Annotated in this window: 20 protein-coding genes; 12 read left to right on the forward strand and 8 right to left on the reverse strand. The window is 44.9% G+C overall.

Going from position 1 to position 17339, the window contains the following annotated elements; all coding sequences use genetic code 11:
* The first annotated feature begins 60 nt into the window (after positions 1-60).
* From NL930_RS01815 to NL930_RS01840, 6 genes are read left to right on the forward strand one after another with little or no spacing between them, the layout of a single operon-like run.
* Entirely contained in the window at positions 61-369 is a 309-nt protein-coding gene (locus NL930_RS01815) for a hypothetical protein (RefSeq protein ID WP_039673670.1), read from the forward strand.
* A complete protein-coding gene (locus NL930_RS01820; protein WP_254377129.1) occupies positions 359-1546 on the forward strand; it encodes an ABC transporter permease in 1188 nt (395 codons plus the stop codon). Before NL930_RS01815 ends, NL930_RS01820 begins: the two co-directional genes overlap by 11 nt.
* Positions 1543-2208, forward strand: coding sequence for an ABC transporter ATP-binding protein (locus tag NL930_RS01825; protein ID WP_254377128.1), 666 nt, complete (start codon positions 1543-1545; stop codon positions 2206-2208). Before NL930_RS01820 ends, NL930_RS01825 begins: the two co-directional genes overlap by 4 nt.
* Positions 2205-3167, forward strand: coding sequence for a hypothetical protein (locus NL930_RS01830; protein ID WP_254377127.1), 963 nt, complete (start codon positions 2205-2207; stop codon positions 3165-3167). Before NL930_RS01825 ends, NL930_RS01830 begins: the two co-directional genes overlap by 4 nt.
* The gene (locus tag NL930_RS01835; RefSeq protein WP_254377126.1) at positions 3164-3673 is read left to right on the forward strand and encodes a hypothetical protein; all 510 of its coding nucleotides are present in this window, start codon (positions 3164-3166) and stop codon (positions 3671-3673) included. The genes NL930_RS01830 and NL930_RS01835 overlap by 4 nt, the downstream gene beginning before the upstream one ends.
* A 1-nt stretch (position 3674) precedes the next feature.
* Positions 3675-4490, forward strand: a complete 816-nt coding sequence (locus tag NL930_RS01840) for a TIGR01777 family oxidoreductase (RefSeq protein ID WP_254377125.1) — start codon at positions 3675-3677, stop codon at positions 4488-4490.
* On the opposite strand, the gene NL930_RS01845 is transcribed toward NL930_RS01840, so the two are convergent.
* Positions 4487-5113: a LysE family translocator gene (locus NL930_RS01845; protein WP_039673661.1), complete on the reverse strand. Its 627-nt coding sequence runs from the start codon at positions 5111-5113 to the stop codon at positions 4487-4489. The genes NL930_RS01840 and NL930_RS01845 overlap by 4 nt on opposite strands.
* A gap of 148 nt (positions 5114-5261) precedes the next feature.
* Here NL930_RS01845 and NL930_RS01850 point away from each other — a divergent pair, with 148 nt between their 5' ends.
* Both NL930_RS01850 and NL930_RS01855 read left to right on the forward strand, forming a co-directional pair.
* Complete coding sequence (locus NL930_RS01850) at positions 5262-5708, forward strand: hypothetical protein (protein WP_039673660.1); 447 nt, start codon at positions 5262-5264, stop codon at positions 5706-5708.
* A 16-nt stretch (positions 5709-5724) separates the two neighbouring features.
* Positions 5725-6231 carry a flavodoxin gene (locus NL930_RS01855; RefSeq protein ID WP_041962989.1) on the forward strand — a complete coding sequence of 169 codons (507 nt, stop codon included), beginning with the start codon at positions 5725-5727 and terminating at the stop codon, positions 6229-6231.
* Positions 6232-6335: 104 nt separating this feature from the next.
* Here the strand turns inward: NL930_RS01855 and NL930_RS01860 are convergent, their stop codons facing one another.
* The 5 genes from NL930_RS01860 to NL930_RS01880 all read right to left on the reverse strand — a co-directional run bounded on the left by NL930_RS01860 (position 6336) and on the right by NL930_RS01880 (position 9856).
* A complete protein-coding gene (locus NL930_RS01860; RefSeq protein ID WP_254377124.1) occupies positions 6336-6989 on the reverse strand; it encodes a DUF1007 family protein in 654 nt (217 codons plus the stop codon).
* Positions 6986-8425, reverse strand: a complete 1440-nt coding sequence (locus tag NL930_RS01865) for a nickel/cobalt transporter (RefSeq protein ID WP_254377123.1) — start codon at positions 8423-8425, stop codon at positions 6986-6988. The genes NL930_RS01860 and NL930_RS01865 overlap by 4 nt, the downstream gene beginning before the upstream one ends.
* Complete coding sequence (locus NL930_RS01870) at positions 8425-9177, reverse strand: nickel/cobalt transporter (protein WP_254377122.1); 753 nt, start codon at positions 9175-9177, stop codon at positions 8425-8427. Before NL930_RS01870 ends, NL930_RS01865 begins: the two co-directional genes overlap by 1 nt.
* On the reverse strand, positions 9174-9680 hold the full coding sequence (locus tag NL930_RS01875) for a DUF1007 family protein (RefSeq protein WP_039673656.1): 507 nt from the start codon (positions 9678-9680) through the stop codon (positions 9174-9176). Before NL930_RS01875 ends, NL930_RS01870 begins: the two co-directional genes overlap by 4 nt.
* Before the next feature lie 71 nt (positions 9681-9751).
* The gene (locus NL930_RS01880; RefSeq protein ID WP_254377121.1) at positions 9752-9856 is read right to left on the reverse strand and encodes a hypothetical protein; all 105 of its coding nucleotides are present in this window, start codon (positions 9854-9856) and stop codon (positions 9752-9754) included.
* An 86-nt stretch (positions 9857-9942) separates the two neighbouring features.
* Between NL930_RS01880 and NL930_RS01885 the strand changes: the two genes are divergently transcribed.
* Together NL930_RS01885 and NL930_RS01890 are read left to right on the forward strand one after the other, a co-directional pair.
* Positions 9943-10251, forward strand: coding sequence for a DUF2325 domain-containing protein (locus NL930_RS01885; RefSeq protein ID WP_039673655.1), 309 nt, complete (start codon positions 9943-9945; stop codon positions 10249-10251).
* 21 nt (positions 10252-10272) lie between these two features.
* On the forward strand, positions 10273-11034 hold the full coding sequence (locus NL930_RS01890; protein WP_254377120.1) for an EAL domain-containing protein: 762 nt from the start codon (positions 10273-10275) through the stop codon (positions 11032-11034).
* On the opposite strand, the gene NL930_RS01895 is transcribed toward NL930_RS01890, so the two are convergent.
* Positions 10995-11981, reverse strand: coding sequence for an AraC family transcriptional regulator (locus NL930_RS01895; RefSeq protein ID WP_254377119.1), 987 nt, complete (start codon positions 11979-11981; stop codon positions 10995-10997). The two genes, NL930_RS01890 and NL930_RS01895, sit on opposite strands and share 40 nt — an antisense overlap.
* Before the next feature lie 10 nt (positions 11982-11991).
* Positions 11992-12954 carry an AraC family transcriptional regulator gene (locus tag NL930_RS01900; RefSeq protein ID WP_254377118.1) on the reverse strand — a complete coding sequence of 321 codons (963 nt, stop codon included), beginning with the start codon at positions 12952-12954 and terminating at the stop codon, positions 11992-11994.
* Positions 12955-13065: 111 nt separating this feature from the next.
* On the opposite strand from NL930_RS01900, the gene NL930_RS01905 reads away from it, so the two are divergent.
* On the forward strand, positions 13066-15108 hold the full coding sequence (locus NL930_RS01905; protein ID WP_254377117.1) for a TonB-dependent receptor: 2043 nt from the start codon (positions 13066-13068) through the stop codon (positions 15106-15108).
* A gap of 116 nt (positions 15109-15224) precedes the next feature.
* Positions 15225-17339 (forward strand): TonB-dependent receptor, encoded by a 2115-nt coding sequence (locus tag NL930_RS01910; RefSeq protein ID WP_254377116.1) that lies wholly within the window; start codon positions 15225-15227, stop codon positions 17337-17339.

Raw genomic sequence — 17339 nt, forward strand, 5'->3', positions numbered from 1 at the left:
CGCGTATTGATAAATAGGCGTTCGTGTGGTACAATCCGCTCATATTTTTAAAGGAGCGTGATGGTGCGAAGGGTTTGGATAGCGTATATCGCGACCATAAGCGTCTTTATCGTTGCGCAAGTCGTCTATCTTTCGCAAACGCGCTCTTTGGATGCGCAGGCTTTGATCAAAAAAGAACACATCAGCGCATGGGTCGGCTTGCCGGATTTGGCGTTGGTCAGCGAAGCGCATTACGTAAGGCATCGAAGTATGAGCGATCTTTTTTCGTATTTTAACGAATCGCCCGAATTGTTAGAGTATTTTCCTTCGACTTTCGTTTATCGCCCTAATGCGCTTGAGCCTTCTTCAAGGATCGAATATGCTCGCTAATATCAATGTTTTATTGCTCGATTACGCTTTAGGGTCCCTAAAGCGGCAAGGCGGGAAAAGCCTTTTTATTTTTCTCGTGCTTTGTCTTTTAATCTTTCTTTTGGCGTCGGTTTTGATGATTGCCGATGCGATTAAAGTCGAACTCAATACGACCTTAAAAACCCTGCCTCAGATTACGCTTCAGCGTTTTGTCGCGGGGAAACAAACCAACGTTTCCGTTGAGCGCGTCGATACGATTTTGGCGTTCAACGGCGTCGAACGAGCGATACCGCGCGTTTGGGGATACTACTATTTCAAACCCGCGGGTGTGAATTTTTCGATCGTCGGCATCGATGCGTATGAAGAACCTTATAAAAAACGCTTAAGCGAGTTGACCCAAACGTTTGATCTCTCAACGCTCGAAAAAGAGGGCGGTATGATCGTCGGCGAGGGCGTTCAAAACGTCTTACGAGAAAATTACTATAGCGATTTTTTCAATTTTATTACGCCTAAAGGCGAGCGGTATCCTCTTAAAATCGCGGGTGTTTTTCACTCCGATATTGCGTTAGAGTCGAACGATTTGATGTTGGTTCCCAAACAAGCGGCGTATACGATTTTTGGCATACCTCCCGAAGAAGCGACCGACATCGTCGTCCATGTCAGCAATCCCGTCGAGATTCCGACGATTGTTCAGAAAATTACCGAACGCTATCCCGATTTGCGCGCGATCACGCAAGACGACCTTCGCATCAGTTATCAAAATATTTTCGACTATAAAAGCGGTTTTTTTCTTTCGCTTTTTATCGTGTGCGTTTTTGCCTTTTTTATCGTAATTTACGATAAAGCCAGTGCTTTAAGTTCTGAAGAAAGGCGTGAAATCGGCATTTTGAAGGCGTTAGGATGGCGTATGAGCGACATCGTACATGCGAAGTTTTACGAAAGCTTCGTGATGGCGTTTAGTGCTTTTATTACGGGATTTTGCGCGGCGCTTTTTTTCGTTTACGTGTTACAAGCACCGCTATTGCGTTCCGTTTTTATCGGCTATTCCGAGCTCAAACCCCCGTTTCGTTTACCCTTTAGCGTGGACGTTAAAATGATCGTGCTGCTTTTTTTCCTCAGTGTGCCCGTTTATATCGCGGCGACCTTGATTCCCTCATGGAAAGCCGCAAGTTTAGACGCAGACGAGGTAATGCGATGATTTGCTTGCATCACGTGTGCAAACGCTTTGCTCAAGGCGACGAAGCGATCGAAGCGTTAAAGGACGTCTCTTTGGAAATCGCCCAAGGCGAATGCGTGGTGCTAAGAGGTGCCAGCGGAAGCGGCAAAAGTACGTTGCTCTCTTTAATCGCGGGTTTGGCACAGCCGAGTTCGGGCGAAATTCGCGTTTTAGATCGTGAAATTTCCAAGTTACCCGAACACCTTAGTGCGCTTTTTAGACGTGCCCATATCGGGTTTATCTTTCAAAAGTTTCATTTAATTCCCGGATTAAACGTTGAAGAGAACGTGATCGCACCGCTGATCCCCGCCAACCTTCCTTTACATGTCTTGCATGAAAAAGCGCATATCAAAATGGAAGCCTTACATATCGATTCCAAAGCCAAACGCGATGTAAAACGCCTTTCAGGCGGCGAACAACAACGCGTCGCCATCGCTCGGGCATTGATTAACGATCCTGTTTTGATTTTGGCGGATGAACCGACCGCCAATTTGGACGCGAAACTCTCCGGCGAACTGATCGAGCATCTTTACATGTTAAAACAAAACGGCGTAACGCTGCTGATTGCGACGCACGATCCGCTGTTTTTCGATTTGGCTTTCGTCGATCGCATCATTGAGCTTAAAAACGGACATATGGTATGAGCCTAACGCCGGAAATTATCGCACTTTTACTCCTCGATACCGTTTTTTTACTCTTTGGAGGGATCGCATTCGTGTTAAGTGCGGGTATCGCGTGGCGTTGGAGAAGCAACGAAACGACTGAATTGCAGTATGCTTTACATCGCCGGAGTTATTTGGTTTCGGTCATTATTAACTATATTTTTATGCTCAAAATTCCTTTGTTTGCTTTTTTTATCTATACGTGCGACAAACTCTCCGCGATCATTACGGGAGCGATGTGTGCGAGCGGGGTGGTCAACTCGGTTGATTTCGGGCTTTACTTGACGCTTTTTAAGATCGTCAATCTCTACGTTTTCGGCTTTTGGCTTTTGCTCAACGATGCGGATATGAATGACGAAAAGCTTCCGTTTACGCGGTTGAAATTTATTCTTTTTATGTTCTTTTTCATACCGCTTTGTGTGGAAATCGGTTTAGAAATCGGCTTTTTTACCTCTTTGAACGTCAGTAAAATCGTCAGTTGTTGCGGTACGCTCTTTTCGGCATCGAGTACCTCTTCGATTTCGTTACTCTTTAGCGTCGACGAAAAAATTTGGATGATGATTTTTTACGGATGTTTTGCATTGAGCGTTGCGGCTTATGTAAGTCGATCCTCTTTAGCGTCGGTAGTTTCAAATCTCTTGTTGGCACTTTTCGCGTTGATCGCGCTTATTTTGTTTTTTAGCCCTTACGTATACGAACTGCCCACGCACCACTGCCCGTTTTGTCTTTTGCAAAAAGAGTATTTTTACGTCGGTTATCTTTTGTACGCACTTTTGTTTTCGGGAACGTTTTACGCAGCGGCGGGCGGCGTACTCGATTTGGTGCAAAAACGCTATACGAAACGCTTCTACCGCTTGAGCCTGTTTTTCAATACGGTATACGTGATCGGCATTAGTTTGTATCCCTTAAGCTATTATCTACGCAACGGAGTGTGGTTATGAGACGGTATCTTGCAACGGTACTTTTGGTGGTATTTCCTCTTTTTTCCCTTGGCGGACTGTTTTGGTTTTTGTCCGTTTCGCATCGTCTTCCAAGCGAGATCGTCAATAAAGAAGCCAAAGCATTGGATTTTGAGGACAATACCTTACAATGCCCCGTGTGTCATATGTACCTTGTCGGGAAGAACGATACGGCGCAAATCATTACCGCAGATCGTAAAACGCATTTTTTCGATGACGTCGGATGTGCTATTTTATGGCTTAGGGAGCAAAAATTAGAGCCTCGAAACGTCGTATTTTGGGTTTTCAGCGGCGATACGAAGCGCTATATCGATGCCTACGGGGCTTTTTATTCCATCGACGATAAAACGCCGATGCTTTACGGTTTTCGCGCGTACGAGCAGTTTAGCCAAGGACGTATCGGATTTGAGCCGATGCGGCTTCGAATGCTTCGCGGCGAGACGATGCAAGATCCCAAAGTTAGACAAAATCTTTTACAAGGACGTTAATATGAAAGTAGCCATTAGCGGAGCGAGCGGTTTTGTAGCCAATGCACTTAAAAAAGCATTTCCCGATTTTGTAGCGATTGAACGCGGTGACGATGAAGCAAAAATCGTCCAAAAGCTTCACGGCGTTGATGCGGTTTTTAATCTTGCGGGTGCTCCTATCGCCGCACGTTGGGACGAAGCGTATAAAAAGGTGCTCTATAGCAGTCGTATCGAGACGACGAAAAAACTGGTCGCCGCCATCAATCAAAGCGACGTCGGTCGTTTGATTTCGACTTCCGCCGTCGGCATTTACTGCAATAACGTTGCATGCGACGAGACAAACGCTCGGTACGGAGACGATTTTTTGGCGCATCTTGCGCTTGATTGGGAGGCGGAGGCGCAAAAATGTACCAAACCGACCGCGATTTTACGCTTTGGCGTCGTACTGGGAAACGGAGGTGCGTTGGAGAAGATGTTGCCGGCGTTTCGTATGGGACTTGGCGGCATTATCGGCGACGGACGTGCGGTGATGAGTTGGATCGATATCGACGATTTGGTGTCGATTTACGATTTTGTGTTAACGCATCGGCTTGAAGGCATTTACAACGCCACCTCTCCTCAACCGCTCAGTAATTTTCATTTTACGAAAATTTTGGGAGAGGTATTGCACCGACCGACCTTGATTCCCGTTCCCGCATTTATTATTAAAATGCTTTTCGGCGAGGGTTCGTGCGTGCTCTTGGATAGCAAAGAAGCGTATCCCAAAGCGTTGCTGGCACAAGGATTTACGTTTGCGTATGCGGACGCGAAGAGCTCGTTAACGAAGATACTCGCTTAGCGTTTTTCCATCAAAAGGCGAATGCCAAGCCCTACCATCACGACGCCGGAGACGGCGTCCAAACTTTGACGCACGCTTTTTTTGGTAATAAAGCCGTTAGCGGAGACGATCGTATAGACCAAAATCGCTTGCCAAATCGTTCCGACGATAAAGTGTAACAAGGCTAAAAAAAGCGATTGGGCGAGGGCGGAGTGCTCGTGGTTGATAAATTGCGGTAAAAACGCCATATAAAAAATAACGGCTTTGGGATTAAGAACGTTGGATAAAAAACCTTCCCTTATCGAGATCCAAAACGAAAACGGTTTTTTTTCGACCGCTTTTTGATGCACTTTGGTGCTGTTCCACAAGGATTTGAAAGAGCCGATTCCAAGCCAAATCAAATACAAAGCCCCCGCAATTTTCAAGACCGTAAACGCCGTTGCCGAGTATAAAAGCACCGCCGAGATTCCCACTGCCGAAAGCGTAGCGTGTACAAAGAGTCCCGAACAAATCCCCAAACTGGAAACCAATCCGTCTTTGGCACCGCCTCGAAGCGTGTTGCGAATAACGATCATCGTATCGGCACCGGGCGTCATCGTAAGAAGCGTGATAGCAATCAAAAACGTTAGAAGATCAATCGGCATACTTTTTTCCTTGGGTCTCTTTTCGTTCATAAAGACGGTAAGAGCTTTTACAAAATAAGGAAAATTTTACTCCGATACGACTGAAAAGCTCTTGACATATTATTTGAAAACGGTTATCATTTCAATAAATTTTACCAAAGAGGATGACATGTCGGAATCGTATTCAACGCTTCATGAGATCAGTCGACGTTTTGATTCGGAAGATATCGCTTTGCTTTCGAGTCATCCCTATTTTTACCGCACGATCAATACGTACGAGCTCTTTACGAACTATATTTTTGAGCGCGTTAAACGCCAAAATCCCCATAGCGCGATTAGCCTAGAAAAAGAGAGTATCGTGATTTGTCAAGACGGATGTCCTGAAGCGTTGCATTTGTATCCGACATGGAAGGTGATTGAAAGGCGCGTGGATATCGATGCATGCGACGAAATCAATCAAGCCGTTGCGCGACTCGAATCGCAAGAGTGCAAACATATCTATTTGCTCTTCCCGCGCAACGAAAATTTTCGCAAGCATATTCCGATCAAAGTTCCCAAACTGGACGCTTTAGGGTTGGAATATACTTTAAAACTCGTGCCTTACACGATTTATTAATTCAAAGGAGTTATGGATGAGCATCGGCATTTTTTACGGAAGCACCAACGGCAATACCGCGGAAGCGGCAAGCATGATTCAAAAGCAACTCGGTGCGGACAGTTACGACGTAGGCAAACTCAAGAGCGGCGCAGAATTGGCGCAATACGATTTATTAATTTTCGGAACATCGACATGGTACGACGGTGAATTGCAAGACGACTGGGAAAGTTTTACGGTTCATCTCTCAAAAGCGGATTTAAGCGGTAAAAAAGTAGCCCTGTTCGGTATGGGCGATCAAGAAGGTTACGGAAGCGACTACGTCAGTGCGATGCGCGTCCTGTACGATAAAGCGATCGAACAAGGCGCATGCGTGATCGGTGCATGGAATAACGAAGGCTATTCGTTTGACCACTCTGCTTCGATCGTCGATGGCAAATTCGTAGGACTTGCGTTAGACGAAGATAACCAAAGCGAATTGACTGCTGGTCGTATCGATGCATGGTGCAAACAAATCGAAGCGGAAATGAAGGCGTGCGCATGAAAACACTTCTATGCGCCAACGCACAACCCGTCGAAACGCGTAGCAAAAAAGAGAAACTTCTTTTTAAAGGGTGCGCGTGCTAACCAAGAGGGTCTCCTCTTGGCTTATTGGCGAATAATCACTTGATAGCCGTAATAAAAGTCGGCGTCGTAACCTCTCGTTTGACATGTAAACGGTTTTTGACATGTTAAAAATTCCGGTTTAACGATCATCGCAACGTACATCTCTCCGTCGTAAAAACGTAACTCGTACTTGGGGATCTTCGGGCGGGGAATGCTAAAGAGATAGCGTAACTTCGAATCGTCAAACGATGCCATAAAATCATCGACCTGCGTGATGGTTTTCTCCTCTTTTCCGTCAAAAGGATGCATAAAAAAACTGTAGTTGGCTATCGTGTCGAAATGGTCTTTTTTTAGGAATGCGATCTCTTTTTCGTCTAAAATTTTATCACGGTTTTTGTCGTAATCTTGCATCAAAATCGACGACGTCATCTCATCAAACGTCCATAAAATCCAAATTTTTTCCTGCTCGACGGAAATGCGCGTATCGATAAAGACATGCGGATGAGCCGATAAGAGACTGACGGTGCCGATGAAAAGTATAAGGCTTCGTGCAAAACTCCTTTTACACGGAGCAAAAGCATCCGAAGTGCGTGTTTTTTGAGTCGAAGAAAACTCCGTGTTAACGTAGCCTTTATAGCTTTGCTTCAAGCGCGTGAGATAGAGTTTCGCAAGAACTCTCTTTAAAAAACGTTTCATGAAAACAACAATACCAACCCGAGCGTAAACATAATCGCTAAGGCGACACTCTCGGAATGAATTAAAAAGCGAGGCGTTTTAGACTGGAAACGTTTTTTAGCATACAGGGTTGAAAATGCCGCCGCGGCGATGATAAGGCTCATGCCCAAACTCATACAAAAAGCACTTAAAAATCCCAAGCTATAAGCGCGGTGGGCAAGCGCGAACGTAAAGATCGCTACGGTTCCGGGGCACGGCACGATACCGGCACTCAAAACGACGCCCCAGTCGCTACTTTGCGATTTAGGCGAGCATGCCGCACAGCTACATGTAAAAGGGTGGGCGGAAAAAGCGACGATTTTCGGACGTGCTCGGTGTACTTTGATTTTCCGATACGCCATGTACGCGACGATGGCAAGAATGATGAGTGCCGAAATTTTGGTCGTGTAGAAGCTCACGTCGGTAAAAAAGGCGTTAAAGAAAAGATCGAAAAGAAGGTAAATCGTCAATGTCAGTAAAAATGCCGAAAACGTGTGAACAAGACCGATCAGTCCTGCCATACTTAACGCCTTGGCATAGCCGTGGTTTGCGGCAAAAAGGTAAGAACTGACCAAGGTTTTTCCGTGTCCCGGACCTGCCGCATGAAGCACTCCGTAGAGAAACGAAAGGCCTAAAAAGAGCAAATATCCCGCAAAAGAAGCTTTCTCTTTGAGTCCGGACATCGTATCTTGAATCGTGTTTTGCGTCGAGCTTAAAGCGTTTTTGAGCCAAAGCAGCCCTGAAGATTCGGAAGAGGGCACAGCTTCAATGCGCGTGTTTTCGTGTTTCTCGGGCGTTATCGGTGCAAGGCGCGGTTCGCTCGGAACGGGTGCTTGCGTACGTGTTGCGACATTGTCGCTAATTTTCATAAAAGCGATGTGATTAAAAAGATTGAATTCAAAAGGAAAAACGTTTGCGTCGGCGGGTTGAATACCGTGGATTAAAAAGACGAAAAAGCCTTCGTTATCCTCGATCGTAAACGAAAGCTCGTCTTCGGGCAAAAGGGCTTGCGTCGTATCGGAGCGAAAGCGAAAAACCAAGTCGTCGTTGTTTTGGAAAAAGAGCTCTTTGCGACTGACATGTAAGCTAAGCGGTACGACGTGCGCTTGTTCACCGCCGCGTGCGGTGTATTCGACCGAAGTGAGGTAATGTTTTTTTGCGACGTAATTGTCTAAAATAATTTCGATACGCTTGAGCTCGTCCGGATCGAGCTTTTTATTGCGATTATCGTCGTAACGATCGATTAGGGTTTTGATAAAATCTTGACTAAAATGCCATTCAAACGTCATTGCCTTGAGCGTAGAAGCATCGCCCTCTAGCGTAATGTTAACGGTAGCCGAGGGCGTATAGAGCGCACAAAGCGCACACGCAAACAGGTGATAAGGAAGAAGCATGAGCCACAAAAATCGTTTACACATTAAAAGGCCCTTTGAGGAATAGGATGCGATAAAAACCAAAGCCCAAGCAGGACGACGCACACCGCCCCGAAAAACCGAATCGCCCAAAACCATTTCGGTTGCGTTGCGATTGCCTTGGATGCTTGAACGCTTTGCGCAAGAAGTCCCGCCAAAGAAATGGTAAGCCCCATACCCAAACTCATAAAAAATGCCGCGATCATACCGATACCCATATGCCCGAGCGTAATTGCAAAAAAAGAAAGCGTAATGACGCCCGGACAGGGAACGACGCCCGCAAGCATCACGACGCCGAAGCGACTTGTTTGCGTACCGACGACGGGCTCATTTACGATGCGCCGCTCTTTAAAGACGTTGTAAACGAGCCAACAGCCTAAAAGTACGATGAGACCTCCGGATATTTGAAACAAGGGAGGATTGACGTCTCGAAAAAGCCTATTGGCACTGATGTTCATAAGGTAAGCGGCGCACAACGTGACGACGAGGGCGGAAAGCGTGTGAACGAGAGCGATCAGAAAGCCGATTTGAAAGACATGGCTTCGTTTGGAAGGATTGGCTAAAAGGTATCCCGCTACCAAGGCTTTTCCGTGTCCAGGACCTAATGCATGGACGACGCCGTATCCAAACGCCAAAAGAAGAATCCACAACGCGGGTTGAACACGTCCGCTATCGATAGCATGGAAATGTTCGGCAATGGCCGTATTGAAATAGTGATTGGCTTGGGCAAAGGTATTTGCGAGGGTTGAAGGCATCATAAAAACTCCAATAAATATCCGTAGTAATACGCGTTATCGACCTCTTTAAGCGTGTAGGGTAAAGAGGTATGAATCTGCTCTTTTTCGAGCGACAAAGCACATAAAAACGATTCGTCCCAAAAACCGATTGACTTCTTTTGATGAACGTAGGGTTTTAAATCCACGTGAAATTCTACACCAAAAGCGTTGTTTTCGCGCCAAAGAAAAAGTTGCGTCGGTTTGAGGGGAACACTTTTGTTCGCGACTTTAAGATGCGTGAAAAAGGAAAATTGTTTTAAGTCGTTAAAAACCTCTTTTTTAAAGGCTTCGGTTTCTTTGGGTGAAAAAATGCCGTTACGATCGGTGTCGAAATCTTCGAGTAAGCTTTGCGAGGTCATTTCGTCAAAAAGCCACCGAACTTTGAGTTCCGTTTCGTTCAGGTCTAGCGAAACCGTAATAAACGTATGCGGATGCGCCAAGGCACTACAGGCGTAAAAGAGTAAACACGCGCAAATTTTTAACATGTAAGGCTCGGTTTTGAAAAGATGGCGTTAGTATACTCCCAAAAAGATTTAGAGCGACTGAGTTGCGCTCTTTAACGCGGTGCGTACATCATAATCCCGACGCCTACAAGCGCGATCATACCGCCCAAAAGATCGTACATGTCGGGGACGATTCCGTAGTGAAAAGTATAGCGCAAATAATATGATAACAGTTCTCAAAGTTATAAAACTTTAAGTCAAGATTTCGTATTATTTCAATAACAATTATCAAAAAGGAGAAACAATGTCAGCAGTATTGGTCATCGGCGGAGATAAAATAGATTCGATTACGTCCGTGTTGCAAGATTTCTCTTTTCAAAAAATTACGCATTGGGATGCGCGAAATCCTTCGGTCGTCAAAAAAGAGATTCCTCAAGACGTGACGTTGGTCATTATGCTAACCAACTTTTTGAACCACAACGCGATGAATAAGTTCAAAAACGAAGCCAAACGCAAAGCGATTGAATTTATCTGTGCGAAGCGAAGCGAGAGTTCCGTTTTTTGCGAGTTGTGTAAAAAGTACAATCCGGGCGGTTGTATCCTCGAAAAATAGACTAAAAAAGGGAGGACTCCTATGTCTTCTTCACACCTAAGACAAGAGCATGCATTGAACTACTACGACGTTCGCATGATGTTGGATCAAAAAAGTTTTTGGGCGGAATACGAACCCATTATCGATATGAAAGAGGGCGGAATTTTCGGTTACGAAGCATTGGCTCGTTTTAGTCTCAACGGCGTGTGCGTTCCGCCTTCGCCGGTTTTGGAAGTCGCTCACCACGCAAAAGAGCTTTTTTTTCGTTTGGAACGCGAATTAAAAGAGACGCAATTGCAACATCGCCCGAACGAGGGTATTTTATTTGTGAACATCGATCCGCACAATTTTAGCGACACGGAGAAGATAAACTATTGGCGCGATCTGTTTGAAGAGATCGAAAATATCTGCGTCGAAGTCACCGAAAATACCGACGACATGCAAACGGCACTGCTTTCACATTGCTTGGATGAACTTCAAAAAAGCGGCATCGTGATCGCTCAAGACGACATCGGTAACGATAAAAAACCTTTTTGTTTCGACCTAACGCATCGGGCACATTTTTTGAAATTCGATCGTACGTGGCTTTTGAAAATGCGATTGTGCGAGGATTATAAAGAGATTTTAAAAGGCTTTTTGAGCTTTGCGAAAGCGCAACATAAACGCACGATTTTAGAAGGCGTCGAAAGCGAAGAAGACTTTGCTTTGGCACGTTCTTTAGGCATCGATTTCGTACAAGGCTACATTTTTAAACACCTCAATCTTCATTCGCCTCGATCCATGCACGGTGATGGGAAAAGGTAGTATTTGCGCTCTTTTTTGAGCTCCAATGGGAATTTTCCGTAACGCTCTTTAAACGCTTTACTAAAATGGCTAAGACTTTGATAGCCTACATGTAAAGCCGCTTCTTGTACCGAAATCTCCTGTTTTTCTAAAAGCTCTTTGGCTTTTTCGAGTCGCTTAGCGTGCACAAAACCGTAAACGGTGGTTCCAAAAAGCTTTTTAAACCCTTGTTTGAGCTTAAAATCGTTGAGTGCGCATTGTCTGGCTAAGATTTTGAGTGAGGGTGGATTGGCAAGGTCGTTTAGCAAAATTTGTTTGGCTTTGTTGAGCGCTTTGCAGTCATCTTCGCAGAGTTTGGTGCAGACATGAAGCGTAGGGTTGTGAAACGTTTGGTAGACAAGTTCGAGTAACTTGGATTCTAAATAGAGCTCTTGTAAAGGACCTTGAAGCACCTTTTGATGGCGGATATGTTCAAGCAGACTTCGCTGTGGATGTTCCATGTCTCGGTATGCGTCTATTTGAAAGTAACCTTGCAGGAGTGATATTTCATACGCATGCAAAGAATCCAAAAGTGCTTTATCGACAATGAGTGTATGGCATGAATAGCGTCGCTCTTTTTCGTAAATCCCCAACGAGTGTAAGCCTTCGTGGATGGTGCCTTGAATCATGCTGCTGTTGCGCATCGAAAATGTTTTTTTGTCATTGATCGATTGAAAACATAAGTCATCGCCAAGGTTAAAATAGAGAAAAGACTGCTCTTTCATCTCCTTGGATTGCAGGTGCATCTCTTCGTGAAAAACGCCTTCAAATGCTCCATATGCTATGCCATTTCCAGTGTTAAAGTGGGTCAAACTAACGGTTCCGTAGTTATGCAAAAGGGATGTTTTGCCGTATGCCCGAGGACTTTTCATACTAAAAAGCTCTGGCATTGCTTCAAAAAAATCATCGCATGAGAGAGTAATTGCCATCGAAAATCCTTTACATGTAAAACGTTTTGTGTTTCAAAACGCTTTTGGGTGGGTAGCCAAAATGTTTGGTAAATGCGGTTGAGAAGTTGCTTTGGTGTGCGTATCCAACAGCTTTGGCAACTTCGTTGATGCTCATTTCACCTTGTTCAAGTAAGTCTCTAGCATGCGCTAGGCGATGAGCGCAGATGTAGTTAAAAAGGCTTTGATGAAAGAGGGATTTGAAATTGCGTTGGAGCTTGGTCGCGTTGGTTTTAGCGATACGGCACAACCCTTCAAGACTCAAGGGTTCTAGCAGGTGTTCGTGAATATACTCGGCAACCTTGCGTGTGTAAAAGCGCTCGATTTCGGGAAGCGTTTGTGGCGTATCGGTACTTTTACACAGTGGACTAAGCCATTCGTAAAGCAGTTCGTACACGTTGGATTTAAGTCGAAAAAGGCTCAAAGGATCGTGCGGATCAAGAGGACTTAGCGCTTCAATGCGCATCAGGGATTTTTGACCAAGAGGCATTTCGCTTAAAATCTCAAAGAGCGGTTTGTGTTCCAATTTTTCGAGCAAACGAGATAAAGGATGCGTCTCATCTTCCACCGTTTGACGCAAAAACGAAGGTGAGAGAATCAGGTTGAATGAACGGCACATACGCTCTTTCTCGTAGTAACTTCGTCCATTTTCGCGGTTGAGCAAAACCGAATAGAGTTGGTGCGTGTGAAAGGTGTGATTGAGGTGAAAATCGCGGTGTTCGTATGCGATGCCGCCTTGAGAAAAGGTCGCAAACATTAACAGCGGTTGTTCAAATTCATTGCAAAAGCAGAGTCTCTCTTTAGGTTGAAGATCAAAATGGCAGAGCATCAGTCCCTCTTCTAGGACGATGGGGCGAATCGAGCCTTTAGCATAAGGCTCTAACAATGCGGACGAATCGTGAGGCGATGTTGGATTGAACAGATGAAACGATTGTAAGTCCAAAGCGTTGCACATAATGGCTTCCTCATAAATAAGCGTTGTTTGAGCATAAATAACATATTGATATTTGCTATCAAATAAAAATAGAATAACGCAAACTTTATTTAGGAAAGCTTAGGAGAGAAGATGCGTAGAAAAAGAGTGTTGAGTCTGGCGGTTATCGCACTGATAAACGTCGGGGCATGGGCAGAGGAGACGAAGTTGGATGAAATTGTTTTAAGTGCCGACAAAATGGGTTCAAGCACACTTTTGGAATTGCCCTCCAGTGTGAGCGTGGTGAGCTCCGATCAGGTCAATGATTTTTTGATTACGGATTCGATTGGTTTGCAAAGCATGACTTCCAATTTTTTGATCGTGGAGACAGGTCCTGCTACGGCAACAACCTTTGCTTCGATGCGTGGGATTACGGCTGGGATGATCGGCACGCCTGCCGTGGGATTTTACGTGGATGATGTCTATTACAGTGCTTTGGATATGAACTTTTTAGACATCGACCACATCGAAGTACTTAAAGGGCCTCAAGGCACACTTTACGGGCGCAATTCCGAAGCGGGCATCGTCAATGTTGTGACCAAAGCGCCTTCGTTTGTGCCCAGTGCCGAAGTGGGGATGGAGTACGGCAGTTTCAATACCATCAGCTCCCACACGATCATCAATCAACCGCTCAGCGATACGACAACCCTTCGCGCGGCACTTCGTTATGAACACAGTGACGGCTATTTTGAAGACACCCTCAAAGGGGATAATGTTGGGGAGGAAAAAAACATCGATGCGCGCTTGAAACTTTACACCAAAGTGAACGATGATCTTAGTGTGAGCATCGGGTACAACTACCAAAAAAGCGATTCGCCTTCGTATGCGCAGTATGCTTCTTGGTCAGGTGAGACGATACGCAAAAACGTTGATGTGGATTATTTAGGCGATGCCTCTAAAGAGATTCATGATTTACATGTAAAAACAGATTACACTTACAGCGACGCACTGAAAATCGTCTCTATCACTTCAGCCAAAAAAGAGCATTACGTCGCAAACAATGATATAGACTTTACATCATACGATTTGACGAGACTCTACACCGATAAAGAAGTGAAATCACTTTCCGAAGAACTTCGATTTATCGCCAAACCTAGTGAGCGCTTACAATGGATCAACGGTGTTTTTCTTCTTAAAGAAGAAGAAAAGCATGACTACCGCATGCCGATGAACTTTATGAATATGGGCATGGGTATGCCCACCGAGACGCTAGTGCAAAAAAGTGAGATCGACACACTGGGCACAGCTCTGTTTAGTGAAGCGACTTACAGTTTTGAAAACAAGGTACAAGCCACGATGGGGCTTCGCTACGACAGAGAAAAAAAAGACGATGACTATGAACAAACGGGTGGAACCGTGCTTTCAATGTTAGGCTATGAAGATAAAAGCGGCTCTTCGAGTGAGACATTTGATGCGTGGCTTCCCAAATTCTCTTTAGCCTATAAACAGTACGAAGCCTTTAGTCCGTATGTAACGATTTCGAAAGGATTTCGAAGCGGAGGCTTTAATACAACCGATACCGTAGGCAAAAGCTACGAGCCTGAATTGACATGGAATTACGAACTTGGGGTTAAGTCCAAGCTCAGCGACACGCTCTCTTTCAGTACGGCACTTTTCTACATTGACTGGAAAGATATGCAAGTGGAGTTAGCGCAAAGCAACGGTGTGGCGTACATCGACAACGCTTCTAGTGCAAAAAGTAAAGGGGCTGAGATAGAGCTTCACATGAATCCGATGGACGGTTTGAATCTCTTTAGCGGTCTAGGATACACCAAAGCAACCTATGAGGAGTATACGAAAGGATCTAGCGACTACAGCGGTCATTATGTCATTAACTCTCCACGGTACACCTTCAATGTGGGAGCAAATTATCGTTTTGAAGGAGGCTATTATGTGGGTGGAAACTACGCTTACTTTGGCAAAGTCTATTACGACAATGACAATACCCACTCTCAAAGCTATGGAGTTACCAATGTTAAAATCGGCTATGAGCACGAGAAATTTGATGTGTATCTCTACGCGAAAAATCTTTTCGATGAAGGATACATCACCCGTGCGTTTGTGGTCAATTCCAATTGGTACGCAAGAGCGGGCGAGCCTCGTAGTTTTGGCGTAGCCTTTGCCTATCGGTTCTAAGAAATGATCAATAATCCGTTTCGGGCGCAAAAAAATCCCTCTAGCGTTAAAAAATTATTGATAATGGTTCTTAATAAAGAGTACCATTTTGCCTTAAAAGTTTGAAGGAGAGAGGGATGAGACAAAAAAAAGGTGTGTTTACAATGGTTTCGCTGGCAGTTGCAAGTTTGCTTTACGGCGCACAGAGTGATTACCAACTGGATGAGGTGACCGTGAGTGCCAATAAAATCGAAGAAAAAATTCAAGACGTTCCGCAAAGCGTTTCGGTTTTGAGTGAAAACACGTTGCAAGAGAGGGAGATTAAAACTGTTGAGGGGATCATTCAAGAGATCCCCAACATGTCTTTTTCACCGCTTTATTTTCAAAGTGTCAATTTTAGGGGTATCAATCAATCGATGTTTACCTCCAACAACCCTGTCACAATCTACATCAACGGTGTTCCCCAAAGTAACTCCTATGCGTATCAGGCTTCATTAGCCAACGTGGATCATGTCGAGGTGTTACGCGGTCCGCAGGGAAGTTTATACGGCAAAGATTCTATCGGCGGTATTATCAATATTATCACCAAATCGCCTCAAAACGAGTGGGGCGGTACGATCGGAGCGGAGTACGGCACAGATCATTACACCTACACGACAATGAGCGTGGGCGGAGCTGTGGTCGATGACGTTTTCTTTATCAACGTTAACGGCGATTACGCGAGCGATGATGGGTACATCACCAATCTGTACGACGGTGAAAAAGGGATTGATGAGACAAGCAATCACAACATCGGCGTGAATATGACATGGAAACCGACTGAACGTTTGAGTGTACAATTAAGTTTATCGGACTACTACAACCGTGCGGGTGCGATGGATATTGTTGGTGTTCCAGCAGGGGCAAATATCAATTCTTACAGCCGTAGCGATACGAAGTTCCAAGATTGGGATGTTCACAATAAGATCACGACCAAGTCCAATTCACAAGCGTTAAACTTAAAATATGCACTTGATACGATGGATTTTACCTCAACGACAACGCATAAAAAGGTGGAAGCAAACGGAATTTTTGACTTAAATACGGCGTATAACGGACTTTCTTCTTTTTCAGAAACGACACACAAGACGTCTACGCAAGAATTTAAACTCTCCAGTGCCAATACGGAAGGCTTTCGATGGGTAGGTGGCGTCTATTATGAGCATGAAGATGTTGACTATCCCAAATACGGCGGTCAATACGACTACTCAGGTTACGGCATGGGCTATTTGAGCAACAACGATGCTTCAAAGCAAGAAGCAGACACGTATGCGGCATTTGGACAGATCATTGTTCCCTTTGCGAGCCATTTTGAATGGACGTTGGGCGGACGTGTTCAACGCATTGAAAAAAAGATTGATTCGGATTATACGAGCACATCGATCGATTTAATGCCAGGGGTTGTTGTTGATTCACACCATTACGATGCCACATCTTCTTGGACAGCATTTTTACCCAAAACAGCGTTGTTGTACAAAATCAATGACGATCTCTCTGTCTACACGTCCGTTTCAACGGGTTATTTACCAGGCGGTTTTAACAATTATGCGTTTAGCGGCGGCAAAGAGACCAATAAGTTTGAACCTCAAAAATCGACCAACTATGAGATAGGTATTAAAGGCGATACGCTGGATGGGAAACTCTTCTTAGGGGCTAATGTCTTTTATATGGACATTAAAGACATTCATGTTTATTCCTACTCCAATTATGTGATGACAGCGACCAATGCGGACAAAGCGCATTCGCAAGGCATTGAGTTTGAAGCACTGTATAAGCCGATTCCAAGCATTGAAATGAACGGTGCAGTAGGTTTCATTCAAACCGAATACGATAGCTATAAAATCTATAACGCTTCAGGTCATTTGATTCAAGCCGAAGGAAGCACGATTGAGCGAACACCTGCTTACACGGCGAAAGTTGGCATTGGGTACACCGATCCAAGTGGTTTTTACGGCAGAGTGGATGTTAGAGCGCAGGGCAAAACTTATTACGACCCTGAAAACACGATTAAAGCGGATGCATATGTGGTGGGTGATGTGAAAGCGGGGTACCGCATGAAATCGGGTCTGGATGTTTACGCGTACGTTCAAAACATCACCGACGAGGATTACATTATCAACGCATTAGCCCAAACAATTCAACCAAGCTACGACACGCTCGTGATGTTTGGTGAGGGCAGACGCGTGGGTGTTGGGTTTAAATACACCTTTTAA

This window comes from Sulfurospirillum sp. hDNRA2, from assembly GCF_024206095.2.
Lineage (GTDB): Bacteria > Campylobacterota > Campylobacteria > Campylobacterales > Sulfurospirillaceae > Sulfurospirillum.